Consider the following 24,917-nt stretch of genomic DNA (forward strand, 5'->3'; position numbering starts at 1 on the left):
CTCCTTCTTCAAAAGCCGGACAGATAGCGGCAGTATTGAACCAGCCGTACCGCCGAAGGTCTGATCTTGGCTGAATTAAGGGGAGCATTCTCGCTTTTGGACGGCTTGGAATTGACCTCCAGCAGCCAGATATGCCCCGTCGTGTCCACGGCCAAATCGATGCCCAGCTCACCGAAATGCAGCGGGATTGCTTTCTCCAGCCCGCTTGCGATTTCAAGCGCCGCCTGCTTCATCCGGGGAAGCGCGGTCTGTCTGGCCGTCAGCGGAACTCCGCTTGAGGCAAGCGCATCCTTCACCGTCGACAGGCTGCCTCCTCGTGCCAGATTCGATACAAAGTGATTGTCGCCCGCGATCCGGGCCACGATGGAAGTCACCGACCAGTCACCACTCTTGTTCTTGTGGACGAGTGCGCGAAAGTCGACATTCCGGCCCTGGATGCGAATCAAATCGAGTCCCTGCTGAATCTGGTACCTGGTTTTTCTCATTTTCAAGGAAATGGTGCTGAACAGCTTCAAAAGCGATGGGTATGTCTTCTTCTTGGTACCTGCAAGCGAGGTGGTCATCGTCTGGTAAGTGCCGTCTCCCTGGCGGGTAATCCGGATGATGCCTGTGCCGAGGCTTCCGCGCACCGGCTTGAGGAACACCGTGGAATGGGTCCTGCACATCGCCTTGAGCGTATTGAAGTTCCTCAGCAAATAGGATTCCGGCAAATACGGCTGAAGCTTTTCATTGGAGCCAAGCGCCTCAAACACTTCCGATTTGTCCAGGAATTTTTCGTTGAACACATGAGTTCCAAACCGAGATTTTACTTCTTTCATAAAATGCTGTACGCTAGGACTGTTCTCCAGCTTGCGCGTAAACAGCCGGTTATTGATGACGTCGGGAGCCGGAAAGGTCGCTTTTTTCCATCCTGCGTCATAGTGAACCGCTTCAAGCGATGACAGGTTAGAACCTATCATGTCAGGGGTAAAGAAGTATACATATGCACCCTGGGTTTTGCAGGCCTTGACCATTTCCAAGCAGAACGATGAGATCGATCCGAACGGTTTGCCGTGATCACGGGAATCGTAGCGGCTGACCATCACGCCGATGAGCGGACCGAGCCTCAGCGTCCCCTCTAATGCGTTGTACTTGACGTTTAATACGGTGCGAGGAAGAAGTCCGGATCTGCTGAATAAAGAAGGGTGAAGTCGAAGCGTGGCCGTTTTTCCTCCCGAGTAGACGCGCACCTCCTGCTTGAAGGACCCGTAAGCTAGCCATATCGACCGGTCTGTAGGAATACGCAACTGCTTGATGAGTCGGTCGCCCAGCTTGATATTGTCATTCGGGAGAAGGGCTGAGCTCATAAGCTGAACCGTGATCTTGGATTTGGACATCATGGATCTCCTTCCGACTACAACTGGATGTCTGGTGAACAGATTGGACTTCATCTGATCATTGCATGTAATGCATCATATGAGGACATATATCCCTTGGTGATTGTACCGCTGGTGAAAAAGGAGGTGCTGAAATTGCCAGACTGGCTCTTTGTTTTGGTCAATATGGTCGTCGCTGCGTTTGTCGGCGGTGTCACGAACCATTTAGCGATAAAAATGCTGTTTCATCCGCGGGAGAAGATCGTGCTTTTTGGCCGACGCCTGCCCTTTACACCGGGGCTTATCCCGAAACGGAAGCAGGAGATTGCCGTATCGCTCGGCAATGTAGTTTCCGACTATCTTGTGACAAGCGAAGGCATTCAGGAATTAATCCGCAAGCCGGCATTCCGGAACAAAATAGAGGACACCGCCGTCCAGAAGCTGAAGGAATGGAGCGAGTCTGAGCAGACCGTTGGCCAGCTCGCGCATTCGCTCTGGGGACCGGAGCAATGGGATCGCCTGAAGCAGCTGGCCCAGGAATCGGCGAGGCGGCTGACCGCTGGCGGTGTCCATGCGATCTGGCGCGAGTACGAGCTGGAGAACAAGCCGCTGAAGGTGCTGGTGCCGGGATGGTCGGAGACCACGATCGATAAATGGAGCGGCGCTGCCGCGGATACGGTGCTGAAGGAGCTGAGTGATACGCTCCTGTCTGCCGAAGGACAGCGGCTTCTGCGTAATATGGCGGTGACGATGGTGGACCGGGCCGGGGGCTTCCTTGGGGCAATGGCGGCCATCTTTGTGGATGAGGATAAGCTGGTCACGAAGCTGACGCCGATGCTTGTCGGTCAGCTGTCAAGCGAGAAGGTCAGAGAGACCGTCAAAGGGATCGTAGCAGGCAAGTTGGAGGAATACGGCGAGATGCCGATCGGTTCTCTGCTTGAGGCGATGTCCGGGGAATCGGGGCCGGAGCTGCTTATCGGCAAGCTTGAGGAGGCGATTCCGTGGATGGACTGGATCGAGCGGCTGGAGGCGCTGCAGCTGAAGGAAATATTGGGCCCGAGAATGCCATGGCTGATGTCCGTGCTTCCCGGATTCCTCGAGAAAGGACTGGCGATGCTGGAACGCGGCGTTCCGGTCGCCATGAAGGCGGTCAACCTTCCGCAGCTTGTGCGGGAGCAGGTGGAGAAATTCCCTGTGGAACGGCTCGAGGAAGTCATTCTCAGTGTATCCGGCCGGGAGTTCCGGGCGATTACATGGCTTGGCGTCGGGCTTGGCGCCGTCATCGGTCTGTTCCAGTCCTTCATGACCTTGATGTGGAGATAGGCAGGGCGAAGACAGGCGAGCGTGATCAATAGCAGAACAGACATGAACAGCACAGATACGAATGAATAACGGCAGCATCTGCCGATAGGAGGATACGAATATGAACATTTACGATAAGGCTCACGATCTGGCGAAGGCGATGAAGGAAAGCGAGGAAGTTCAAGAGATCCAGGCTGCGATGAAGCTGGTGGATGTCGATCCGGACAGCAAGCGCATGCTGGAGGACTTCCGCCGCAAGCAGATGGAGATTCAGCAAAGAATGATGTCAGGGGACATGCCTTCCCAGGAAGAGATGGAAACGGTAGAGAAGCAATTCGAGCTGCTCAGTCTGAACCTGAATATCCGCCGCCTGTTTGATGCTGAGCGCCGCCTCAGTGTCATCATCGAAGATGTGAACAAAATCATCTCGGACAGCCTGCAGGATCTGTACGGTCCAAGCGGTCTGTAATCCGTTCATCCATGTATGAAAGCGAACCGACGGAGGGTTTCCGGCGGTTCGCTTTTTTTGGCATGGCCGAGGGTGGACTCAATTTCATCAGCTGAGGCGAAAACTTGTCTCATAAAATGCCAACCTCGCTCATAGAGTAGAAATATAGATTTCAAAAGAGTAGAGGAGCTGCATAACGATGAAAAGGAAGAAGAACAAACTCAAGCATACGCTGTATTTGCTGATTGCGCTCGGCATGCTGATCTATGCGTTGCCAAGCATTTCATTTGCAGATGGATTCTCCTGGGTGTCGATGTTCGGAGCGGTATGGGCCGGATTTGCGCTGCTGGTCATTGCGTCGCACATGTACATTTTAATCGGTGTCGATGAAGCGAAGGAGAAGCAGCTGGAGGCGATTCGCAAGGAGAAGATGCGCCAGTGGCAGCTGAAATGGCCGGATGATCATCAGGGCAAAGAAGCGGGCGGCCAGGGCATGCAGGGGTAAGGGAAAGGGCGGCCTCCTCTGAACGACAGCAAGCCGATGATAGGCGGGCGGTCTTTCAGGGGAGGCTTTTTGCTTTGCTATGCTGGCGACGGCTTGCTGTTATCGGCATATGGGACAAACCCCACAGTATGCCTCCTGACAAAACGTGTTATAATAAATGAATACAGTATAGTACAGTTTGAGTGCCGGGGGTGTAACAGTTGGACGTACGTGATGATACGATTACGAAGCACGAGCAGCTCGTACAGCATATCGAAAGTTTGAAGGTAGGCAGCAAAATATCGGTCCGCCGTCTCGCAAGGGAGATGGGGGTGAGCGAGGGGACCGCATACCGGGCGGTCAAGGAAGCGGAGAGTCTCGGGATTGTCGTAACGAAGGAACGGATCGGAACCGTGCGGGTTGAGCGCAAACCGAGAAATATATCCGAGCAGCTTACATTTGCCGATGTTGTCGAAATTGTAGAGGGCCATGTTCTCGGCGGGGCGGAGGGCTTGAACAAAACGCTGCATAAATACGTCATCGGTGCAATGAAGGTCGAGGCGATGATCCGGTATATCGACCCGGGCGACCTGTTGATTGTCGGCAACCGGGAGGATGCGCATTCGCTTGCGCTGGAGACGGGGGCCGGCGTGCTGATTACCGGCGGCTTCGGCACCAGCCGTGAGGTCAAGCAGCTGGCAGATCAGCTGAATCTGCCGATCATCTCCTCCAGGCATGATACGTTCACCGTAGCCTCCATGATCAACCGCGCCATTTTTGACCGTCTCATTAAGAAGAAAATTATGCTGGTGGAGGATATCGCTCTCGACAAGCCGCGGAATTATGTGAAAAACTCGGTGACGGTCCGCGATTTCAAGCAAATTGCCGCGGAAACCGGTGAACAGCGCTTCCCGGTCACCGATGAGTGGAACCGCGTTATCGGCATAGTCGGAATCCGGGATGTGGACGGGCTGGCCGATTCGCAGTTGATTGAGAAGGCGATGACCCGCAATCCGGTGACGGCCGGGATGAAGACGTCGCTCGCTTCGGCGGCACAGACGATGATGTGGGAAGGCATCGACTTTCTTCCGATCGTTGACCGCAACCGGAAGCTCATTGCGACCGTAACCCGCAAAGAGGTGTTGACCGCCCTGCGGGATGCCCGGAATCAGCCGCAGCTTGGGGAGACGTTTGACCAGCTGATCTGGAACGGAATGGCCGAGGACCGCGATGATGAGGGACGGCTGTTCTTTCACGGGTTTATTACGCCCCAGATGGCTACGGAACTGGGCACCATCTCCCAGGGTGTGCTCACCACGGTGATGAGTCAGGCCGCATTTAAAGCCGCGAAGGAAATGAGCGGCTGGGATTATGTAATGGACAATCTGTCCACCTATTTCATTCGCCCGGTACAGATCGAGGATTCCATTGTCGTGCTGCCGAAGCTGCTTGAGCTGAGCCGGCGGACATGCAAGATGGAGATTGAAATTCAGCATCAGTCGAGCCTGGTGGCCAAGTCAGTCATGACGATGCAGGCGATTGATCACGGATAATGCGCAGGGAACAGCCTCTTCTTGCGCACATTCATTAAAGGGCTTCCCGGCGGTGGCGATTGACCGCGGCGGGAAGCCCTTGTCCTTGTCATGCTTGTTGCTAACTGGAGGATGGAGAGTTCTTGAGTTTCTTATAGTAATCCCGGCTGCGCAAGCCGGCAAACAGGTTGAAGGCGCCCAGCACCAGAAAGGCGGCTTCCACAATGACAGCTAGCGTTGAACCGCTGAACAGAAACATGCAGACGAGCGACAGGGATGCGAGCATGATGCCCATGCAGATGTTCATCATGGCAAGGTTGATGCCGCGGTCCGCAGGATCCGGCATGCGGCGGGCCCGGATGCTGTACAGGGCAGCCGAGATGCAGGATAGAACGAGTATAATAAATAAAGCGTATCGAATGATTGCTAGCATGAGTAAGCTCCTTTGTCATCCAAGCACCTGCTCCTGACGGCGAAGCGCCGGGAAGCAAGGTCCGTATCGGTCTATTGAAGATACTGGTATTGTATCATGCTCAGCCCGCGTTTGCATCCATCTGGCTGATGGTGATCCAGATCTGCAGCACGCCCTCCATAACCAGCATCGTCCTGATCCGGATGCGGTAATCCTTCTCCCTTACGGTGTATATTTTGTCGTCCAGCAGGGAGCGGGTCAGCCTGCTGTCGGTATCGATGTCAAACACGTTGCGGCCGCGAAGCGGGGCCAGATCCTCCCCCATCAATTTGATGATCTCCCTCTCGATCAGCGCATCCAGAGGGGCTTTTCCATTGTCCTCGGCCCGGATTTTGATTTCGCGAATGACAGTCGTCTGCGTGCTGTATTTCTTCAAGGAGGTAATATCATCCTTCAGCTGCTGGATCTCCACCTGCTGCTCATGATTGGTGTGCCACAGCTTATTGTAGCTGGCATGATAGAGCGAGTTATAGAAGACGCTGCCGACGATCATGCCGAGCAGGAAGATGGAGGTGGCCTGATAGAAGGGGCGGAAACGTTCAAAAGGCGGCACTCTCATGACCTAGTTCCTGCCCGAGCACACCCATTTGACCAGCTCGCTGCCCATATGTGCGCCTAGAAATGCAAAGCCGAGATACAGGATCTGCTTGACCGCCGGAGATATGTTGCCGCCCAGCATGTTGCTTTCGATGACGCGCATCGGATCGATCGTGCCGCCGATCGCTGCTGCCAGCGCCCAAATTTTGATGCGATCGGCAATTTCCAGCATCGTTGTGGTCGGGGGCTGCATGGATAATACGGCACCGACTCCTCCGATCATGGCGCCGCCAAGCACGATGCCGAAGGCTATGAAAAAGTCGAGAATCGCTTTTGACAAAAATGCGCTCATGGACGTCGTCTCCTTTCTGCTCCCTTACAGAGGGTGCCAACCGCCTGTCCGATTAGCATCCTTGTCTTCATTCTATGGGCGGGTCCTGCCGGATTATGATAAAATGATAGAAGTTGATTTTTAGAATGTACGAATACACGTCGAGGGACGTATAACGTGAGTTATTTCATCGCGAAAGGAAGGCGTTAAGGATGAGCTCTTTCGTGCATTTGCATGTGCATAGCGAATACAGCTTGCTCGATGGGGCGGCGCGTATTGGCGACCTGGTGCGTGAAGCGGCAGCGCTTGGGATGAAGTCGCTTGCCCTGACCGACCACGGGGTCATGTACGGCGCCGTTCCGTTTTATAAAGCATGTCTTGAACATGGCATCAAGCCGATCATCGGCTGCGAGGCCTATATAACGGCCGGATCGCGCAAGGAGCGGGGAAGCCGCAAGGATCAGCCGATCTATCATTTGATTCTGCTGGCGAAGAACAATACCGGTTATCGCAACCTGATGAAGCTGATCTCGATCGGCCATCTGGAGGGCTTTCATTACAAGCCGCGAATCGATATGGAGGCGTTGGCGGCTCACAGCGAGGGGATTGTATGCCTGAGCGCCTGCCTTGGCGGGGAGGTGCCGCAGCACCTGCTGCATGGCCGGGAAGCGGAGGCGAAGGCGGCTGCGCTTCGTTACCAGGCGATCTTCGGCTCCGATTTCTATCTGGAGCTTCAGGATCACGGGATGCCGGAGCAGAAGCGGGTCAATCCGCAGCTGATCGCGCTTGCCCGCGAGACGGGCATTGCTCTCGTGGCAACCAACGATGTTCATTACCTGACCGCTGCCGATGCGGAGGTCCAGGACATGCTCATCTGTATCGGAACCGGCAAAACGGTGCAGGACGAGGACCGGCTGCAGATGACGACCAATCAGCTGTATCTGAAGAGCGCGGAGGAGATGGGCCGCCTGTTTCCCCATGTCCCGGAAGCGATGGAGAACACGCTTCTGATCGCGGAGCAGTGCAACGTGGAGCTTAAGTTCGGGCAGTCGATTTTGCCCGAATACCGGCCGCTGCCTGAAGGAAAGAGCGCATCCGACTATCTCCGCGAGCTGTGTTATGCGGGGCTGAAGGAGCGCTATGAGGGCAGTGAGCGCTGGGCGTCCGAGGAGCTGCGCAGTGAGCTTGAGCAGCGGCTTGCGTACGAGCTGGGCGTTATCGACAGCATGGGTTTCAGCGACTATTTCCTGATCGTATGGGATTTCATCGCCTATGCGCACCGGCATCATATTGCCGTCGGTCCGGGCCGGGGCTCGTCGGCGGGCAGCCTGGTTGCTTACACCTTGCGCATTACGAATGTGGACCCGATGAAATACCGGCTGCTCTTCGAGCGCTTCCTGAATCCGGAGCGGGTGACCATGCCGGATATCGATATTGACTTCAGCGACGAGCGCCGGGACGAGGTGATTGACTATGTCGTCCAGAAATACGGCAGGGAGCATGTCGCCCAAATCATTACGTTTGGCACGATGGCTGCCCGGGCCGCCGTCCGGGATGTGGGCCGGGCGCTGAACGTGCCGTTTGGCGACGTTGACAAGACGGCGAAGCTGATTCCCGGACATCTCGGGATCAGCATCGCCAGGGCGCTTGAGGAGAGTCCGCAGCTGAAGGAGCAGTATGACACGAACCGGCGGATTCGCGAGTTAATCGACATGGCGATGAAGGTGGAAGGCATGCCTCGCCATGCTTCGACGCATGCGGCCGGCGTTGTCATATCGCGCGATCCGCTGACTGATGCGGTGCCGCTGCAGGAAGGCAGCGAGACGACCGCGCTGACGCAGTACTCGATGGAGCATCTTGAGGCCATCGGGCTGCTCAAGATGGATTTTCTCGGCCTGCGGACATTGTCGATTATCGAACGAACGATGCGATGGATCGCCGAGCTGACAGGAGCGGCTCCCGATTTCGGCACGGTGCCGGATGACGACAGCCGCACCTATGAAATGCTGGGACGCGGAGAGACGACGGGCGTATTTCAGCTGGAATCCCCGGGCATGCGGCGGGTGCTGAAGGAGCTGAAGCCGTCCTCCTTCGAGGATATCGTCTCCGTGAACGCCCTGTACCGGCCGGGTCCGATGGAGTTCATTCCGAAGTTCATTCAGGCGAAGCATGGCCTGATTGAGCCGGAATATCCACATGAGGATCTGATTCCGATTCTGGCCGATACGTACGGCATCATCGTCTACCAGGAGCAGATTATGCAGATCGCTTCGAAGATGGCCGGATTTTCGCTGGGCGAAGCGGATTTGCTGCGCCGGGCAGTTTCCAAGAAGAAGCGGGAGGTGCTGGACCGCGAGCGCAGCCATTTTGTGTCCGGAAGCGCTGGACTGGGATATACCGAAGAGGAAGCGAACCGCGTCTATGATATGATTGTGCGCTTCGCCGATTACGGGTTCCCGCGCGCGCACGCGGCTGCATACGGCGTGCTGGCCTTTCAGACCGCATATCTGAAGGCGCATTATCCGGTGCCGTTCATGGCATCGATGCTGACCGCCGTCATGGGCAGCCACCGAAAGGTGGCGGAATATGTCGTTGAGGCGCGGCGGATGAACATTGACGTGATGCCGCCGGATGTCAATGAGAGCGGGGCTTATTTCACCCCGGTATCGCTTGAACGTTCGGAGGCGGAGGGTGCTGGCCGCCCCGCTGGTATCCGTTTCGGTCTGGCGGCGATCAAGAACGTCGGCACGCAGGCGGTCGAGACGATTGTGGAGACCCGGAAGGACAAGCCGTATGAGAGTCTTGTCGATTTCTGCCGCCGGGTCGACCTGCGGGTATGCAATAAGCGGGTCATTGAATCGCTTATTCAGGCTGGAGCCTTTGACACGCTGCCGGGACATCGCGCGCAGCTTGTGGCGATGCTCGATGAAACGGTGGAGGCCGCTCTGAAGTGGAAGAAGGAGCGGGATGATCTGCAGATTCAGCTGTTTGACTTTGTGGAGACGCCGAATTGGGAGATCGAATATCCTGATATTCCGCCGTACTCTGCCGGGCAGCAGCTGGAGTTCGAACGCGAGCTGCTCGGCATGTATTTGTCGGGCCATCCGCTGGACGGCTATGAGGAAGTCCTCGAGCAGACGGGTGCGGACCGGCTGATGGATCTCCATGAAGGGGAGGACGAGTCGCTTGTGACGGTAGCCGCCATGGTCGTTTCCCTCAAAACGATTACGACCAAGCAAGGCAAAGCGATGGCCTTCATGCAGTGCGAAGACCAGATCGAGCGCAGCGAAGTGGTGCTGTTCCCGGAGGTGTGGAAGCGAAGCGCGCACCTGATCGAGAAGGGGGCGCTGCTTGCCATTCGGGCCAAGCTTCAGCACCAGGACGAGGGCTTCAAGCTGCTGGCCGAGGAAGTGGCGCAGCTGAGCCCCGAGTCGCTGCAGCAGCTGGCCCGCCGCGGCAAGACTCGCCGCACCGGCGCTGCGGCGAAGCCGCCGGCCGCAGGCAGCGGGGCTGCCGCGGCGTCGGCGGCCCGGGTGCTCCCGGCGGAGCGCGCCGCCGGGCCGGAGCGTGCGGCGGCGGCAGGAGCGGGGCCGGGGCCTGCGCCGGGCAGCGCCGCGCCGCGCGCGGCAGAGGGCAGCGCCGCTGGAGCGGCGGGCCGGGCGCGGACGGAGCAGCGCGTGTTCGTCAAGATCACGGCGGATGCGGAAAAGCCCGAGCTGCTGACACAGCTGAAGCGTCTGCTCCAGGAGCATCCGGGTCCTGTCGCGACCGTGCTCTTCTATGAGCGAAGCCAGAAGGTGTTAGCTTTAAGCGAGGCGTACCGCATCAAGCCTTCGCCGGAGCTGTTCGGCCATATCGAGCGCATGTTCGGCGCCGATACCGTCAAGGTGCGATGAATCAGCCTAGCGGTCATCTGATCTAAAATTGGGATGAACGTTTTGTCCCCCTCACGCATACAATTAGGACACTACGGATAACTTGGCCGAGCGGCCCAGAACGTCCGGCAGACCCGGGCGCTGTCCTGCTTGCCCAAGTGTGTTGAGGGGGATTTAAGGAATGTCAGCAGAGATGGCAGAACAAATGCTGCGTCGCCGGGGAGTGACAGTCAGTTCGATCGCCGACATCGTGTTTACACTGCAGCAGCGGTACCACCCGGCATTGACGATGGCGCAATGCGAAGAGAGCGTGCGGGCCGTTCTGGGAAAAAGAGAGGTTCAGTATACGCTGTATACCGGGATTGCTCTTGATGAACTGGCGGAGAAGAAGCTGTTGCCCGAGCCCCTGCAGTCGATTATGGAGCAGGATGAGCCGCTGTATGGCGTAGATGAAACGATGGCTCTCGGGGTGACAAGCATCTACGGCATGATCGGGCTGACCAGCTTCGGATATTTGGACAAGGAAAAAATTGGCGTAATCGAAATATTGAACTCCAGAAAGGACGGCATTCATGTGTTTCTGGACGATCTGATCGCAGGCATCGCAGCCGCCGCATCGTCAAGAATCGCCCACCGCAACCCGGATGCTGTGAAGTATACGGATTAACGAGAGAACGGTCTTATCCCGTTCCGTTGGAAGAAGAAGAGCCCTTCAGCCCCCTTCTCTCTTTGTTGAGCTAAAAACTGAAGTATGTTATCATTATCCATTATATCGGCTCAGGATATGCCTGTGAAAGCGAGATTAGGGGGATCTGAAAGGCATGTGGACGGTTATCTATATTGCGCCGACGGCTAAGATGGCGGAAATGATTAAAACCAGACTGACGGAAGAAGGTTTTTTGGTTAAGAGCCGTCCTGTGAATCTTTCCAAACAGCAGTTTGAGATTTTGGTACCCTCCGGTGAGCTTGAGGAAGTACAGGAAGTATTAAATTCGATATTGCACCCCTAGTTTTTTGAAAGGGTTACATAGCGAAGCAACAATTCGGGTCAGCGAATCGCTAGCGCGGGCGGCCATTCAAATCTACGGCTGAAGAGGTGTAGTTGTGTTTAAAGATCTGTTTCAGAAAAAAAGGAAATACGCAACCATCCCATCAGAACGACTGGGGACGGCAGGGCAGCAGGAAGGCGAACGCCCAAAGCGCGAAATACCAGAAGGTTTGATGAACAAATGTGTCAAATGCGGCACAATTCAATACAGCAAGGAACTTGAAAAAAATCTGAAGGTATGTCAGGAATGCGGCCATCATATGCGTTTGAACGCTTTGGAACGGATTCAAATGACGCTGGATGAGACAGGCTTCGAGGAGTTTGACGCCGATATGATCTCCGTGGACCCTCTCCAGTTCCCTGGCTATGCCGTCAAGCTGGAGCAGCAGAAGATGAAATCGGGACTTCGGGAAGCGGTCATTACCGGACAAGGCTCGATTCTTGGACAGCCTGTCGTCGTTGCGGTGATGAGCTTTGATTTCTTCACGGGCAGCATGGGGTCGGTTGTCGGTGAGAAAATAACACGCGCCATTGAAACGGCAACGGAAAAGCGCTTGCCGCTTATTATTTTCTCCACATCGGGCGGAGCCCGGATGCAGGAGAGCATCCTCAGTCTGATGCAGATGGCCAAAACCAGCGCCGCCCTGGCCAGATTCAATGAACTGGGCGGGCTTTATATTTCGGTTATTACCGATCCGACCACCGGCGGTGTATCGGCGAGCTTTGCGACGCTTGGCGACATCAACATCGCCGAGCCGGGCGCAGTATTCGGCTTTGCCGGCCGGATCGTGATTGAACAGACCATTCGCCAGAAGCTGCCGGATGATTTCCAGACGGCGGAGTTCAACCTTGCGCATGGTCAGCTTGACATGGTTGTTCATCGAAAAGACATGCGTTCCACGCTCGGTAAATTGCTGGATATGCATGCCGTGAAAGGGGGATTTTGATGTCAGGCGAACTGCCTTTTGAAATGCCTCTGGCAGAGATGCGCAAGAAGATCGAAGAGCTGGAACAGTTCGGTCAGGAGAAAGGGATCGATTTCACGGATGAAATCGCCCGTCTTGAAGAACGTTACAAGCGGTTGGAAGAGGAGATTTACTCCAACATTTCGCCTTCGCAGAAGATGCATTTGGCCCGTCATCAGCAGCGGCCGACGTCGCTGGATTTGATTCAACTGATCTTTACCGATTTTATCGAGCTGCATGGAGACCGTCTGTACGGGGATGACCTGGCGGTTGTCGGCGGGCTTGCCAAGCTGAACGGTGTGCCCGTGACTGTGCTTGGCCAGCAGCGGGGCAAGGATACGAAGGATAACATTGCCCGCTTCTTCGGAAGCGCGCATCCCGAAGGATTCCGCAAAGCGCTTCGCCTGATGCAGCAGGCGGACAAATTCCGTCGCCCGATCATTACGTTTATTGATACGAAGGGCGCATACCCTGGCAATACAGCTGAAGAGAGAGGTCAGTCCGAGGCGATCGCCCGCAATCTGCGGGAAATGTCATCGCTCGGGGTGCCTGTTGTTTGTGTGGTCATCGGCGAAGGTGGAAGCGGCGGTGCTCTTGCGATGGCAGTAGGCAACCGTGTGCTGATGCTGGAGCATGCGATCTACTCGGTCATTTCCCCGAACGGGGCTGCATCGATTCTGTGGAAGGACGCCTCAAAGGCAGACCAGGCTGCGGAAGCGATGAAAATTACCGCACAGGATCTGTTGAAGATGGAAGTGATCGAGGAGATTATTCCGGAGCCCAAAGGCGGAGCCCATAAGAATTATGAAGAAACGGCCGAGTCCATTCGCAGTGCGCTTCTGCGCCATTTGTCCGAGCTGTCGGGCATGGATGCCTGCGAGCTGAAGGAAGACCGGTACCGCAAATTCCGCAAGATCGGCGAATTTGAGGTGGCGGCAAGCGAGCCGATCGAGCAGCAGGACGAGCAGGATGCCGTGCTGTAGCTGCTTTTTTATTCAGCATAAAGATGAAGATATTCGGATGATATGACAAAGTTCCTATACAAACGAGTCATTTTGTAGTAAATTTAGTTGTTGGAAAAAGAGATATAGAGACCCTTGAAAAAAACGGAGGAAACCCAAATGCGCAAAACGAAAATTGTATGTACCATCGGTCCTTCCAGTGAATCGTTGGAAAACACCAAGAAGCTCATTATGGCTGGCATGAACGTGGCTCGTCTGAACTTCTCCCACGGTGACTTCGAGGAGCATGGCAACCGGATCAAAACGATCCGCAAGGCTTGCGAAGAATTGAACAAAACGGTAGCAATCCTGCTTGACACGAAGGGACCGGAAATTCGTACCGGCAAGCTTGCGGTAGAGCCGATTGAGCTTGTGCAGGACGAGTATGTAACCTTGACAACCGAAGAAATTCTCGGAGACAAAAACCGGCTTTCCATCACGTACAAGGATCTGCCAAATGATGTTCAAGTTGGATCTACGATTCTGATCGATGACGGTCTGATCGGTTTAACCGTAGTGGAGGTTCAAGGCACGGAAATCAGATGCCGCATTGTTAACGGCGGAACCATTAAGAGCAAAAAAGGCGTGAACGTTCCTGGCGTGTCCATCTCGCTTCCGGGCATTACCGACAAGGACGCCAACGATATCATTTTCGGGATCGAGCAGGGCATCGATTTTATCGCGGCTTCCTTCGTTCGTAAAGCAAGCGACGTGCTTGAAATTCGCGAGCTGCTGAAAAAGCACAACGCAGAGCATATCCAAATCATTTCCAAAATTGAAAATCAGGAAGGCGTGGACAATCTCGATGAGATTCTTGAGGTGTCCGACGGCCTGATGGTTGCCCGCGGGGACCTGGGCGTTGAGATTCCTGCAGAAGAAGTGCCGCTTGTACAAAAGCGCATGATCGAGAAATGTAACCTCGCCGGCAAGCCTGTCATTACAGCTACACAAATGCTGGATTCCATGCAGCGCAACCCGCGTCCTACACGCGCTGAAGCGAGTGACGTGGCCAACGCTATCTTCGACGGAACCGATGCGATCATGCTGTCTGGCGAAACGGCTGCTGGTAAATATCCGGTGGAATCGGTGCTCACCATGTCCCGTATCGCTGAAAAAGCGGAGTCCGCACTGAGCTATCGTGAGATGTTCCTGAAGCAGCGCATTGCTCAGGAAACGAGCGTAACCGAGGCGATCAGCCAATCGGTGGCCATCTCGGCGCTGGATCTTAATGCCAAAGCGATTATTTCGTCCACAGAGTCCGGCCACACGGCACGGATGGTGTCCAAATATCGTCCTCAAGCACCAATTATCGCTGTAACTACGCAGGAGAGAACGCTGAGACGTCTTGCCCTGACTTGGGGCGTAACCCCGGTCAAAGGCGAAACCGCTACTTCCACGGACGAAATGTTCGAATATGCCCTTAAAGGCGGCATCAAATCCGGTCTTGTGAAGGAAGGCGACCTGGTTGTTATCACGGCTGGCGTTCCGCTCGGTCGTTCCGGCTCGACGAACCTGCTGAAGGTTGAACAGGTTCCTGCACAATAATAGAACCGCAATCGATGATTACAATTTAGATTTTGCATATAGAGCAAACAAGCAATGGACGAGTATCGGGCCATTGCTTTTTGCATAGATAAGGGGGCTTCATCTCGTGGGAGCTTCATCGGAACTACAGCTGAGCCGCTGGTTCAGCATCTCTATTCGGGTGCGTTATCAAGAAACGGATCAGATGGGCGTTGTATACCACGCCAACTACCTGAACTGGTTTGAGATCGGAAGAACGGCAATGATCAGGGAGCTGGGCTATTCGTACCGAGATATGGAAGAAGAAGGGTTGCTGCTGCCGGTGGTCGATCTGGATGTCCGTTATCGGAAGCCCGCCAAATATGACGATGTCGTTACGGTGTTCACGCGCATGAGTTCATTTTCTCCATTGCGAATAAACTATGAGTACGAAGTCCGCAACTTAAACGAGGCGGAACTCGCTCAGGTGCAATCGCTCCTTGAAGAGGGTGCGGCACAGCTTCCAGGGGAGCTGCTGGCTTCCGGGGCGACCCGGCATGTATGGCTGAATCAGGAGTGGAAAGCGGCCAGACTGGATAAAAGCTCGCCAAAGCTGTATGATGCATTAAGGAACACCCTTTTGGGGAGGAAGGAGTAAACACTTATGTGGAAATGGATATTGGCGGCTATCATTTTCCTGCCTGCCATTGAAATATTCGGTTTTCAGTATGTCGCCGAGCAGGTTGGGGGAATGAACACGTTGCTTCTTACGCTCCTGACCTCTGCCATCGGTGTAGCCATGATGCGGTTCGAGGGCCGCAAAGCAATGGAGGATGCCAAGCTGAGAATGAACTCGGGGATGGTGCCGGGATCATCGATGGCGGATGGGCTCTGTATATTTCTCGGCGGTATGCTGCTGATTCTGCCTGGATTCGTAACGGATATTATCGGCTTCACGATGGTATTTCCGCTGACCCGTCCTCTGTACAAACTATTGCTGCTCAAATGGCTGATGAAAAATATAAAAGACGGCAAAATTACGATTTTCCGCAGATAATCGCATAGGCCGGGCTGTGAAGCTGCATCGCTATGGCGGGATACAGCGGCTAGCGGATGAATCTGCTGGATCACAAGAATCATGGTTTCCCCGTCAAGGGATAGAATAGCAAGGCCAGCCGAGCATGTTCGCATGCTCTGGCTGGCTTGTTTTGTTGGGATATGCACCCATTAGCGCACCCTTCCGCCAATAATGTAGTTTCGCAGGTCCCGGAAGACATTGGCCCTTCGAAAGGCATCGAGAATGACAAGGGACACCGGGCCTATAATGAGTCCCAGAAACCCGAACAGTTTGAGGCCGACAAACATGCCGAACAGCGCAGCCAGCGGGTCCAGTCCGACACTGCTGGCCAGCACCTTCGGCTCCATAATCTGTCTGACGATCAGAATGACGCTGTACAGGACGGTCAGGCCGATGGCCAAAGGGAGATTGCCGGTCATGAAGCAGTAGACGGACCAGGGGACGAGGACGATTCCGACACCCAAATAGGGCAGAAGATCGACCAGCCCGATCAATAGCCCGATCGCAAGCGCGGATTTAACGCCGAGCGCATACAGGGCGATGACGACGATAACCCCGGTGATGGAGATGAGAATCAGCTGGGCTTTAGCGAATCCGAACAGCGCTTTTTTCAGGTCGGATACAATGGTGGACATCGGCTTGCGGACCATGTCGGGCACGGCCTTAAGCAAGGTGCGGTTATGCCGCTCCCAGCTGTTGCTCAGGAAGAAGGCGGACAACAGCACCACGATCAGAATGGTGCCGAGATTCGGCAAGGAATAGATCACTTGCAGGATGCCGTTAAAAATGCCGGATATCAGCTCGGTAACCGCTGTGCCGAGCGTCTCGGTCGTTTTGCTGATATTTTGGTTGATTGTATCGTGATAATTAGGGTTGTTCTGATAGAAACGGCTGATTTCATTCACAATGCTCTGAAAGCTCTCATTCTGGGTCCAGGCCGTAACCCATTGAATCCAGGAATCCATATGCAGATTCAGCGATTGCGTCAAGGCGATCAGCTCCTTGACCAGCCTCGTCACCGCCGCAGTCAGGATAAGCAGGGCGCTTCCGACGTAGACGATCAGCGACAGCGTGACTGCAAGCCAGCGAGGGAGCTTCAGCCTGCGCTGGAGCAGGCCTACAAACGGGTTCATGGCATAAGCGACAAGCCAGGCAAGAAGAAAGGGGTACAGCAGCGGCAGCAGCATATAGATGGCGTACACAGCAAGGGTAATAGAGGAGATGACCCAGAGCCCTCTGCCGATGCGTTTAAGCAGCAATCGTTCCAAGAGATCACGCTCCTTGTGTGTTCATCAGGACAAGTGGAAACAGGTCGACTTCTATATACGTATGCAGCTTATCCATCCATAAGGCTAATAGATTAAAACAATCTTTTTTCAAGATTCGACAAGGACAAATGTCACAGTTATAATGGAATTGTAAGTGATTTCAAAAAAATGTTTATGAATACGATAAACAATTTTGATGTGATGAATGTTCCATCTTATGTTCACTTATCAGACAAAATCCAGTATGATATGAGAAGGTTTTACAGTCAGCTTCAGGAAGTGAGCATAGGCACTATTTTTTTGCTTTTTTTCATCCGACTTCATGAAAATGTTTTCATTGACGTCACCAATCAGTTTATCTAACGATAAAAGGAGAGATGAAACATGACAGCTACCAAGGGTTTGGAAGGCATTGTAGCTACCACTTCTTCGATTAGTTCGATCGTTGATGGCGTTCTGACTTATCGGGGATATAATATTGATGATCTCGCAGAGCACGCAACGTTTGAAGAAGTGGCTTATTTACTATGGTTCGGCAAGCTGCCGAATGCCGAAGAGCTCAAAGCGCTCAAGCAGGATCTGAGCGACTACGCTGCCATTCCGGATGAGCTCATTCAGCAGCTGAAGCTGTATCCGAAGGATGCCAACACAATGGCGGCCCTTCGCTCGGCGGTATCGGCGCTGGCATTGTATGATGAAACAAGCGACGACATGAGTCGTGAAGCGAACGAGAAGAAAGCGGTTAAACTTCAGGCTCAGCTGCCAACGATCGTGGCTGCAATCGCCCGCATTCGGCAGGGTAAGGAGCCTGTGGCTCCGAAAGCCGGGGTTTCTGTCGCCGAGAATTTCCTGTATATGCTGCGGGGCGAAGATCCGGAGGAGACTTCCGTGAAGGCGCTGGATCAGGCGCTGGTGCTGCATGCGGATCATGAGCTGAACGCATCGACGTTTGCATCTCGGGTAACGGTAGCGACGCTGTCGGACATCTACTCGGGCGTAACCTCAGCTATTGGCGCCTTGAAGGGGCCTCTCCATGGTGGGGCCAATGAGGCGGTTATGAAGATGCTCAATGAGATCGGTTCGCTTGATCGTGCAGAATCGTATATTATGGAGAAGCTGAACAACCGTGAGAAGATCATGGGCTTCGGTCACCGGGTATACAAGAATGGCGATCCTCGCGCGAAGCATCTTCAGAAGATGTCCCGCGAGCTGGGTCAGATGAAGGGCGATCTGACGCTGTATGAAATGTCGGTGCTGGTGGAGGAGACGGTGACGAAGCAGAAAGGGCTGAAACCGAATGTTGATTTCTACTCCGCATCCGTTTATACACAGCTTGGCATTGAGCAAGAGCTGTTCACACCGATTTTTGCAATCAGCCGCGTGTCCGGATGGACCGCCCATATCCTGGAGCAATACGACGGCAACCGCATTATCCGTCCTCGTGCAGAATACACGGGTCTGACGGATCAGAAGTATGTGCCGGTAGAACTTCGCTAATTCGCTGTTTTCATGTACAATAGACAGGAGAAGACCGCTCGAACGCCGGTGAAACCGCGACGGCGGCTTTCTCTATGTCCTTTCATGCTTCTGAATCAACATATTCGAAGGAGGAACTCATACTCATGAAACTGGAGAAATTCGCATTACCAACCGAAGGCGAGAAAATTACAATTGATAACGGCAAGCTGCAGGTGCCTAACAACCCGATCATTCCTTTCATCGAAGGCGATGGAACCGGTCGTGACATTTGGAAAGCTTCCAAGCGCGTGCTGGATGCAGCGGTTGAGAAGGCTTACGGGGGTTCCAGAAAGCTGGCATGGTATGAAGTGTTTGCCGGAGAGAAAGCATACAATACATACGGAGAGTGGCTGCCTAACGATACACTGGAAGCGATCCGTGAATATATCGTGGCTATCAAGGGCCCACTGACTACTCCGATCGGCGGCGGCATCCGTTCCCTGAACGTTGCTCTTCGTCAAGAGCTTGACCTGTATACCTGCTTGCGTCCGGTACGTTATTTCAAGGGTGTACCTTCCCCTGTTAAACGTCCGGAACTGGTTGATATGGTTATTTTCCGTGAGAATACAGAGGATATCTATGCAGGCATCGAGTACAAGGAAGGCACGGAAGAAGTGAAGAAGGTCATCAAGTTCCTCCAGGACGAGATGGGTGTTCACAAAATCCGCTTCCCTGAAACGTCCGGTATCGGGATCAAGCCAGTATCCTCCGAAGGCTCCAAGCGCCTTGTGCGCGCTGCGGTAGAATATGCAATCAAGCATAACCGCAAGAGCGTCACGCTCGTTCATAAAGGCAACATCATGAAATTCACCGAAGGTGCCTTCAAGAACTGGGGCTATGAAGTGGCTGAGGCTGAATTCGGAGATAAAGTGTTCACTTGGGCACAATATGACATCATCAAGGAAAAAGAAGGCACAGATGCAGCGAACGCAGCCCAGAAGGCAGCGGAAGAGGCTGGCAAGATCATCGTGAAGGATGCGATCGCAGACATCGCATTGCAGCAAGTTCTGACGCGTCCGACAGACTTCGATGTCATTGCAACGCTGAACCTGAACGGTGACTACCTGTCCGATGCACTTGCTGCTCAAGTCGGCGGGATCGGTATCGCTCCAGGCGCGAACATCAACTACGTGACAGGACATGCTATTTTCGAAGCGACTCACGGCACGGCTCCTAAGTATGCCGACAAGGACGTGGTGAACCCGGGTTCTGTTATCCTGTCCGGCGTAATGCTGCTTGAGCACCTCGGATGGCAGGAAGCGGCTGACCTGATCTACAAGGGCATGGAAACAGCGATCAACAACAAAACCGTTACGTATGACTTCGCACGTCTGATGGAAGGTGCAACGGAAGTGAAATGCTCCGAGTTTGCAAACGAGATCATTAATAACCTGTAAGGGGGAGAGCTTCGTGGCAATTACTCGTAAGAAAATAACGGTAGTGGGTGCTGGATTTACGGGAGCAACAACGGCTTTGATGCTGGCTCAGAAGGAACTGGGCGACGTCGTGCTGCTTGATATTCCCCAACTGGAGAATCCGACGAAAGGGAAGGCGCTCGATATGCTCGAGGCCAGCCCGGTGCAAGGCTTTGACAGCCATATTGTCGGAACATCCAGCTATGAGGATGCCAAGGATTCCGACATCGTCATCATTACGGCTGGCGTAGCCCGCAAGCCGGGCATGAGCCGGGATGATCTGGTCAACACGAATGCCGGCATCGTGAAGTCGGTATGCGAGAGCGTGAAGACGCATGCGCCGAATTCCACGGTCATCATTTTGAGCAACCCGGTGGATGCTATGACCTATGTGGCTTACCATAGTCTTGGGTTCCCGAAAAACCGGGTGATCGGACAATCCGGCGTTCTGGACACTGCTCGTTACTGTACGTTTATTGCCCAGGAGCTTAATGTATCCGTTGAGGATGTGCGCGGATTCGTGCTCGGCGGCCACGGGGATGACATGGTGCCGCTTGTCCGCTATTCCAGCGTTGGCGGCATTCCGATCGACACGCTGATTCCGAAGGATCGCATTGAGGCGATCGTGCAGCGCACGCGGGTAGGCGGCGGCGAGATCGTGAACCTGCTGGGCAACGGCAGTGCCTATTACGCGCCGGCTGCCTCTCTCGTCCAGATGACCGAGGCGATTCTGAAGGACAAGAAGCGGATTCTGCCGGTCATCGCGCTGCTCGAGGGAGAGTACGGCTACCAGGATCTGTTTATGGGCGTGCCTGTTATTCTCGGCGGAGATGGGATCGAGAAAGTGTTCGAGCTGGAATTGACGCCGGAAGAGAAGGCAGCGCTCGACAAATCGGCCGAATCGGTGAGAAGTGTAACTTCTGTAGTGACGTTATAACGAATGCGATTTCACAAAATTGCCTAGAATCCAATCCCGTCCCGATGTTTCGGGGCGGGATTGCTTTTCTTTGGAGAGATTGTCCAGTATAATATAAGGCGATAATGACAAGAAAGTGACATGAATTACACTAACGATGTTGGAGGAATTTATTCATGTGGAATGTGACATTTTTTCTGCATATGGTCGGAACGGCAGCGCTTGGATTTTATTTGATTCTGCCATTGGTTGTCGGCGGTATTCAGAAGCTGTCCTCAGGTGCACAAGAAGGGGCAATTAGCACTATTCATGTAGCGAATCGGGTTGCACAGTATGGTTTGGTGCTTCAGCTGTTGACTGGGGGATACATGATGTCCCAGGGCAACTACACCTACGTGTGGATGGCGGTAGTAACGGTTCTGCTGCTTGCGATGTTCGCGGTTGGGGGCATCATGAGCAAGCCGCTTAAGAACGCGCTCGCAGGAATTCGGGAGAAGCGTGATGTGAAAGCCGACATCGGCAAGCTCGGCACATTCAGTGCGGTGCTGTCGCTGCTGCTGCTCGTTATGATTTTCTTCATGGTATTTGACAACATTATTTAAGAGCGCGCATGAAGCGTGAGAAGCGCGGCTGATCTGCTGTTTATCTGCAGGTTAGATAGACAGGCCGTGTTCTTCAGACGATAACCGGACCAGGCTAAGGGGATTTCCCTTGCTGGTCCGGTTTTTTATATTGGACCGCCATATATAATGTTCGCAATAGAGCTGGTAGTGGGAACATTGGGTTCGGACGAATGGGATGAGCGGGTTAAGCGGGATAAGCCAGGGCCAAGCCTTCCGGGCGATGGCGTTTGATCAAGCGGAAACTGTGGTAATTATCATATCGTAAGGCTCCGGCAAGAATAAAGAGCCAAAACAGACACATCCTATGAAAGGCCGATACTGACCTGAAAGGAGAGATAAGCAAATGTCACAGAACAACGGGAAGCAAACGCTGCCGCCGCAGCATCAGGATCGCCGGCCAGGCGTTGAGACGGAAATGAATCCACAGCCTGTATTTGAGACGAGTGAATATAAAGCTGCTGGCAAGCTGGAGGGCAAGGTGGCGCTCATTACCGGAGGAGACAGCGGCATTGGCCGCGCGGTGGCGGTCCACTATGCCAAGGAAGGCGCTGACGTAGCGATTGTATATTTGAACGAGCATCAGGATGCGGAGGAGACGAAGCGCCAGGTCGAGCAGGAAGGGCGTAAATGCATTTTGATTGCTGGTGATGTGGGCGATGACGGATTTTGCCGCGATGCCGTGAAGCGCACGGTGGAGGAGCTCGGAAAGCTGGACATTCTAGTCAACAACGCAGCTGAGCAGCATCCGCAGCAGAAGATTGAAGATATTTCGAAGGAGCAGCTTGAGCGCACGTTCCAGACGAATATCTTCTCGATGTTCTATCTGACTCAGGCGGCCATGCCGCATCTGGGCAAAGGGAGTACCATTATCAACACAACCTCGATTACCGCATACCGAGGCAGCCCGCAGCTGCTCGACTATTCGTCGACGAAAGGGGCGATTGTTGCGTTCACGCGTTCCCTGTCCATGAACCTTGTAGAGAAGGGCATCCGTGTCAATGCCGTAGCTCCGGGGCCGATCTGGACGCCGCTCATTCCGTCCACTTTCCCGGCGGATCAGGTGAGCGAGTTCGGCGGAACGCAGCCGATGAAGAGACCGGGCCAGCCGGAAGAGCTAGCACCTGCTTACGTATACTTGGCATCAAGCGATTCCTCTTACGTTAGCGGACAGGTCATTCATGTCAACGGCGGCGAAGTGATCAACGGGTAAGACGAACGGTTAGGATTAGTCAAGATTAGCAGTAAAGATTAGCGGTCAAGATTCACGGTAAAGATTCACAGTAAAGATTAGCGAAGCAGCGGAATCGTTTCCTGACGAGGATCTGAGGGACACGAACCGGGATTATAACACGGGACATAACAGCGGGCGGCATGCATTAGGGCATGCGAATGCCCGCTGTTTTTCTGGTCGGATTCAAGCGATTATACCACTCGGCGGCAAGCGGCATGTTCGGATAATCAATTTTTAAGTAAACCCTTTCATGACAGAAGGGATATGATATGATAGAACTAGAATAAGTATGATTATTATCACAGCCACCAGGTTCTGGTCATGAGAGAGGAGTTAGTCTAAAGTGATTAGGCAGTTTGAAGAGAGCATGTACCAATTGATCGTAGAAACCTCCACGAACCTTCCGGGTGATGTGCGAAGAGCGGTTCTTCGCGGAAAAGCCGCAGAGGATGCCGCAACGCGCGCCGGTTTGGCGCTTGCCACCATTACGCAAAATATTGAAATGGCGGAGCAGGAAGTATCTCCGATCTGCCAAGATACCGGCATGCCTACCTTTATCGTACATACGCCTGTCGGGGCGAATCAAATCGAAATGAAGAAGGCAATCCGCGCCGCCGTTGTGAGAGCGACCAAGGATGGCAAGCTGCGTCCGAACTCTGTCGACTCCCTAACCGGGGCCAACAGTGGAGATAATCTCGGCCCGGGCACCCCGGTCATTCATTTTGAGCAGTGGGAGAAGGATGCGGTCGAGGTGCGCCTGATTCTGAAGGGCGGCGGCTGCGAGAATAAAAACATCCAGTACAGCCTACCGACAGAGCTCGAAGGATTGGGCAAAGCGGGACGGGATCTGGACGGCATTCGCAAATGCATCATGCATGCGGTTTATCAGGCCCAGGGTCAAGGGTGCAGCGCCGGCTTTATCGGCGTTGGCATTGGCGGGGACCGGACAACCGGATATGAGCTGGCGAAGCAGCAGCTGTTCCGGAATGTCGATGATGTCAATCCGAATGAGGATCTGCGAAAGCTTGAAGAGTATGTTCTGGACAATGCCAACAAGCTGGGCATCGGTACGATGGGCTTTGGCGGTGAAGTCACGCTGCTTGGCTGCAAAATCGGCGCGATGAACCGGCTGCCGGCGAGCTTTTTCGTCTCGGTTGCCTATAACTGCTGGGCCTTCCGCCGTCAGGGCGTCCTGATCCAGCCAGACAGTGGCGAGATTACCGACTGGCTGTATGAGTCCGGGCATGAAGTAGGCATGAATCCGGAGACGGAGAAAGAGCTGGCTGCGACAGATGCAGCTGGCACAGCATCCAGCGGACGTGAAATCGTGCTTCAGACGCCGATCAGCGAGGAGCAGATTCGCAGTCTCAAGGTCGGCGATGTGGTCATTATCCGCGGGGAAATGCATACTGGCCGCGATGCGCTGCACAAATATTTGATGGACCATGATGCGCCGATTGATCTGAACGGTGCGGTTATTTATCACTGTGGACCAGTGATGCTGAAGGATGAGGATGGCTGGCATGTCAAGGCCGCCGGTCCGACAACGAGCATTCGGGAGGAGCCTTATCAAGGCGATATTTTGAAGAAATTTGGCATTCGTGCGGTCATTGGCAAAGGCGGAATGGGGCCGAAGACGCTTCAGGCCTTGCAGGAGCATGGCGCGGTATACCTTAACGCCATTGGCGGAGCGGCGCAATATTATGCCAAATGTATCCGCAAGGTGAACGGCGTCGATTTCATGGAGTTTGGTATTCCGGAGGCGATGTGGCATCTGGAGGTTGACGGATTTGCAGCCATCGTGACGATGGACTCTCACGGCAACAGCCTGCACGCTGATGTGAACAAAGACTCGGCCGCCAAGCTGGAGATGTTTAAAGAGCCGGTATTCCTTTAATTAGGAGATAGCTGAATCAACGATGCGTGAATAGCCACGCGCTTGGATTTATAACCACGAACACCGATTGCTGTCAGTAGGCGATCGGTGTTTTTTTTATTAAGTCTTTTTTTCGAAG

At 54.1% G+C, this 24,917-nt stretch carries 23 protein-coding genes; 18 read left to right on the forward strand and 5 right to left on the reverse strand.

Annotation, left to right across the window (positions count from 1 at the left end):
• Nucleotides 1-8: 8 nt before the first annotated feature.
• The gene (locus tag MKX64_RS16905; protein ID WP_095263783.1) at nucleotides 9-1,376 is read right to left on the reverse strand and encodes a YheC/YheD family endospore coat-associated protein; all 1,368 of its coding nucleotides are present in this window, start codon (nucleotides 1,374-1,376) and stop codon (nucleotides 9-11) included.
• Nucleotides 1,377-1,511: 135 nt separating this feature from the next.
• Between MKX64_RS16905 and MKX64_RS16910 the strand changes: the two genes are divergently transcribed.
• The 4 genes from MKX64_RS16910 (at nucleotide 1,512) to MKX64_RS16925 (ending at nucleotide 5,142) form a co-directional block, all read left to right on the forward strand.
• Nucleotides 1,512-2,678 (forward strand): DUF445 family protein, encoded by a 1,167-nt coding sequence (locus tag MKX64_RS16910; protein WP_095263894.1) that lies wholly within the window; start codon nucleotides 1,512-1,514, stop codon nucleotides 2,676-2,678.
• Between the two features lie 100 nt (nucleotides 2,679-2,778).
• Entirely contained in the window at nucleotides 2,779-3,126 is a 348-nt protein-coding gene (locus tag MKX64_RS16915; RefSeq protein ID WP_095263784.1) for a YlbF family regulator, read from the forward strand.
• A gap of 178 nt (nucleotides 3,127-3,304) precedes the next feature.
• The gene (locus MKX64_RS16920; RefSeq protein WP_095263785.1) at nucleotides 3,305-3,610 is read left to right on the forward strand and encodes a hypothetical protein; all 306 of its coding nucleotides are present in this window, start codon (nucleotides 3,305-3,307) and stop codon (nucleotides 3,608-3,610) included.
• A gap of 200 nt (nucleotides 3,611-3,810) precedes the next feature.
• Nucleotides 3,811-5,142, forward strand: coding sequence for a DRTGG domain-containing protein (locus MKX64_RS16925; protein ID WP_095263786.1), 1,332 nt, complete (start codon nucleotides 3,811-3,813; stop codon nucleotides 5,140-5,142).
• 100 nt (nucleotides 5,143-5,242) lie between these two features.
• Here MKX64_RS16925 and MKX64_RS16930 read toward each other — a convergent pair whose 3' ends face one another.
• The 3 genes from MKX64_RS16930 to MKX64_RS16940 all read right to left on the reverse strand — a co-directional run bounded on the left by MKX64_RS16930 (nucleotide 5,243) and on the right by MKX64_RS16940 (nucleotide 6,482).
• Nucleotides 5,243-5,554: a YtpI family protein gene (locus MKX64_RS16930; RefSeq protein WP_095263787.1), complete on the reverse strand. Its 312-nt coding sequence runs from the start codon at nucleotides 5,552-5,554 to the stop codon at nucleotides 5,243-5,245.
• A 100-nt stretch (nucleotides 5,555-5,654) separates the two neighbouring features.
• Entirely contained in the window at nucleotides 5,655-6,152 is a 498-nt protein-coding gene (locus MKX64_RS16935) for a hypothetical protein (protein ID WP_095263788.1), read from the reverse strand.
• A gap of 3 nt (nucleotides 6,153-6,155) precedes the next feature.
• Entirely contained in the window at nucleotides 6,156-6,482 is a 327-nt protein-coding gene (locus tag MKX64_RS16940; RefSeq protein WP_095263789.1) for a YtrH family sporulation protein, read from the reverse strand.
• A gap of 191 nt (nucleotides 6,483-6,673) precedes the next feature.
• Here MKX64_RS16940 and MKX64_RS16945 point away from each other — a divergent pair, with 191 nt between their 5' ends.
• The 8 genes from MKX64_RS16945 (at nucleotide 6,674) to MKX64_RS16980 (ending at nucleotide 15,910) form a co-directional block, all read left to right on the forward strand.
• Nucleotides 6,674-10,357, forward strand: a complete 3,684-nt coding sequence (locus tag MKX64_RS16945) for a DNA polymerase III subunit alpha (RefSeq protein ID WP_095263790.1) — start codon at nucleotides 6,674-6,676, stop codon at nucleotides 10,355-10,357.
• Between the two features lie 160 nt (nucleotides 10,358-10,517).
• The gene (locus tag MKX64_RS16950; RefSeq protein ID WP_095263791.1) at nucleotides 10,518-11,003 is read left to right on the forward strand and encodes a phosphatidylglycerophosphatase A family protein; all 486 of its coding nucleotides are present in this window, start codon (nucleotides 10,518-10,520) and stop codon (nucleotides 11,001-11,003) included.
• 154 nt (nucleotides 11,004-11,157) lie between these two features.
• Nucleotides 11,158-11,346: a glutamate decarboxylase gene (locus tag MKX64_RS16955; RefSeq protein WP_095263792.1), complete on the forward strand. Its 189-nt coding sequence runs from the start codon at nucleotides 11,158-11,160 to the stop codon at nucleotides 11,344-11,346.
• 94 nt (nucleotides 11,347-11,440) lie between these two features.
• A complete protein-coding gene (gene accD / locus MKX64_RS16960) occupies nucleotides 11,441-12,331 on the forward strand; it encodes an acetyl-CoA carboxylase, carboxyltransferase subunit beta (RefSeq protein WP_095263793.1) in 891 nt (296 codons plus the stop codon).
• Complete coding sequence (locus tag MKX64_RS16965; protein ID WP_095263794.1) at nucleotides 12,331-13,332, forward strand: acetyl-CoA carboxylase carboxyltransferase subunit alpha; 1,002 nt, start codon at nucleotides 12,331-12,333, stop codon at nucleotides 13,330-13,332. Before accD ends, MKX64_RS16965 begins: the two co-directional genes overlap by 1 nt.
• Nucleotides 13,333-13,470: 138 nt before the next feature.
• Nucleotides 13,471-14,895 (forward strand): pyruvate kinase, encoded by a 1,425-nt coding sequence (pyk, locus tag MKX64_RS16970; RefSeq protein ID WP_095263795.1) that lies wholly within the window; start codon nucleotides 13,471-13,473, stop codon nucleotides 14,893-14,895.
• A 184-nt stretch (nucleotides 14,896-15,079) separates the two neighbouring features.
• Nucleotides 15,080-15,511: an acyl-CoA thioesterase gene (locus MKX64_RS16975; protein WP_095263895.1), complete on the forward strand. Its 432-nt coding sequence runs from the start codon at nucleotides 15,080-15,082 to the stop codon at nucleotides 15,509-15,511.
• 6 nt (nucleotides 15,512-15,517) lie between these two features.
• Complete coding sequence (locus MKX64_RS16980) at nucleotides 15,518-15,910, forward strand: FxsA family protein (RefSeq protein ID WP_095263796.1); 393 nt, start codon at nucleotides 15,518-15,520, stop codon at nucleotides 15,908-15,910.
• Nucleotides 15,911-16,080: 170 nt separating this feature from the next.
• On the opposite strand, the gene ytvI is transcribed toward MKX64_RS16980, so the two are convergent.
• A complete protein-coding gene (gene ytvI / locus MKX64_RS16985; protein ID WP_095263797.1) occupies nucleotides 16,081-17,199 on the reverse strand; it encodes a sporulation integral membrane protein YtvI in 1,119 nt (372 codons plus the stop codon).
• Between the two features lie 384 nt (nucleotides 17,200-17,583).
• On the opposite strand from ytvI, the gene citZ reads away from it, so the two are divergent.
• The 6 genes from citZ (at nucleotide 17,584) to MKX64_RS17015 (ending at nucleotide 24,799) form a co-directional block, all read left to right on the forward strand.
• Nucleotides 17,584-18,696: a citrate synthase gene (citZ, locus tag MKX64_RS16990; RefSeq protein WP_095263799.1), complete on the forward strand. Its 1,113-nt coding sequence runs from the start codon at nucleotides 17,584-17,586 to the stop codon at nucleotides 18,694-18,696.
• Nucleotides 18,697-18,821: 125 nt separating this feature from the next.
• Nucleotides 18,822-20,114 carry an NADP-dependent isocitrate dehydrogenase gene (gene icd, locus MKX64_RS16995; RefSeq protein ID WP_095263800.1) on the forward strand — a complete coding sequence of 431 codons (1,293 nt, stop codon included), beginning with the start codon at nucleotides 18,822-18,824 and terminating at the stop codon, nucleotides 20,112-20,114.
• Nucleotides 20,115-20,127: 13 nt separating this feature from the next.
• A complete protein-coding gene (mdh, locus tag MKX64_RS17000; RefSeq protein ID WP_095263801.1) occupies nucleotides 20,128-21,069 on the forward strand; it encodes a malate dehydrogenase in 942 nt (313 codons plus the stop codon).
• A gap of 155 nt (nucleotides 21,070-21,224) precedes the next feature.
• The gene (locus MKX64_RS17005) at nucleotides 21,225-21,650 is read left to right on the forward strand and encodes a hypothetical protein (protein WP_095263802.1); all 426 of its coding nucleotides are present in this window, start codon (nucleotides 21,225-21,227) and stop codon (nucleotides 21,648-21,650) included.
• A 364-nt stretch (nucleotides 21,651-22,014) separates the two neighbouring features.
• Nucleotides 22,015-22,881 (forward strand): SDR family oxidoreductase, encoded by an 867-nt coding sequence (locus MKX64_RS17010; protein WP_095263803.1) that lies wholly within the window; start codon nucleotides 22,015-22,017, stop codon nucleotides 22,879-22,881.
• Between the two features lie 367 nt (nucleotides 22,882-23,248).
• Entirely contained in the window at nucleotides 23,249-24,799 is a 1,551-nt protein-coding gene (locus MKX64_RS17015; RefSeq protein WP_095263896.1) for a fumarate hydratase, read from the forward strand.
• The last annotated feature ends 118 nt before the right edge of the window (nucleotides 24,800-24,917 follow it).

This window comes from Paenibacillus sp. FSL M8-0334, from assembly GCF_038000405.1.
Classification (GTDB): domain Bacteria; phylum Bacillota; class Bacilli; order Paenibacillales; family Paenibacillaceae; genus Paenibacillus_AQ; species Paenibacillus_AQ campinasensis.

Bases quoted from the DNA above. Each gene is read 5' to 3' on its own strand.
- MKX64_RS17010 (WP_095263803.1), top strand. From the start codon at position 22,015: ATGTCACAGAACAACGGGAAGCAAACGCTGCCGCCGCAGCATCAGGAT.
- MKX64_RS16950 (WP_095263791.1), top strand. From the start codon at position 10,518: ATGTCAGCAGAGATGGCAGAACAAATGCTGCGTCGCCGGGGAGTGACA.
- MKX64_RS16935 (WP_095263788.1), bottom strand. From the start codon at position 6,152: ATGAGAGTGCCGCCTTTTGAACGTTTCCGCCCCTTCTATCAGGCCACC.
- icd (WP_095263800.1), top strand. From the start codon at position 18,822: ATGAAACTGGAGAAATTCGCATTACCAACCGAAGGCGAGAAAATTACA.
- pyk (WP_095263795.1), top strand. From the start codon at position 13,471: ATGCGCAAAACGAAAATTGTATGTACCATCGGTCCTTCCAGTGAATCG.
- MKX64_RS16980 (WP_095263796.1), top strand. From the start codon at position 15,518: ATGTGGAAATGGATATTGGCGGCTATCATTTTCCTGCCTGCCATTGAA.
- MKX64_RS16930 (WP_095263787.1), bottom strand. From the start codon at position 5,554: ATGCTAGCAATCATTCGATACGCTTTATTTATTATACTCGTTCTATCC.
- MKX64_RS16920 (WP_095263785.1), top strand. From the start codon at position 3,305: ATGAAAAGGAAGAAGAACAAACTCAAGCATACGCTGTATTTGCTGATT.
- MKX64_RS16905 (WP_095263783.1), bottom strand. From the start codon at position 1,376: ATGTCCAAATCCAAGATCACGGTTCAGCTTATGAGCTCAGCCCTTCTC.
- MKX64_RS16915 (WP_095263784.1), top strand. From the start codon at position 2,779: ATGAACATTTACGATAAGGCTCACGATCTGGCGAAGGCGATGAAGGAA.
- MKX64_RS16940 (WP_095263789.1), bottom strand. From the start codon at position 6,482: ATGAGCGCATTTTTGTCAAAAGCGATTCTCGACTTTTTCATAGCCTTC.
- MKX64_RS16965 (WP_095263794.1), top strand. From the start codon at position 12,331: ATGTCAGGCGAACTGCCTTTTGAAATGCCTCTGGCAGAGATGCGCAAG.
- citZ (WP_095263799.1), top strand. From the start codon at position 17,584: ATGACAGCTACCAAGGGTTTGGAAGGCATTGTAGCTACCACTTCTTCG.
- MKX64_RS17005 (WP_095263802.1), top strand. From the start codon at position 21,225: ATGTGGAATGTGACATTTTTTCTGCATATGGTCGGAACGGCAGCGCTT.
- MKX64_RS16955 (WP_095263792.1), top strand. From the start codon at position 11,158: ATGTGGACGGTTATCTATATTGCGCCGACGGCTAAGATGGCGGAAATG.
- MKX64_RS16945 (WP_095263790.1), top strand. From the start codon at position 6,674: ATGAGCTCTTTCGTGCATTTGCATGTGCATAGCGAATACAGCTTGCTC.
- MKX64_RS16975 (WP_095263895.1), top strand. From the start codon at position 15,080: ATGGGCGTTGTATACCACGCCAACTACCTGAACTGGTTTGAGATCGGA.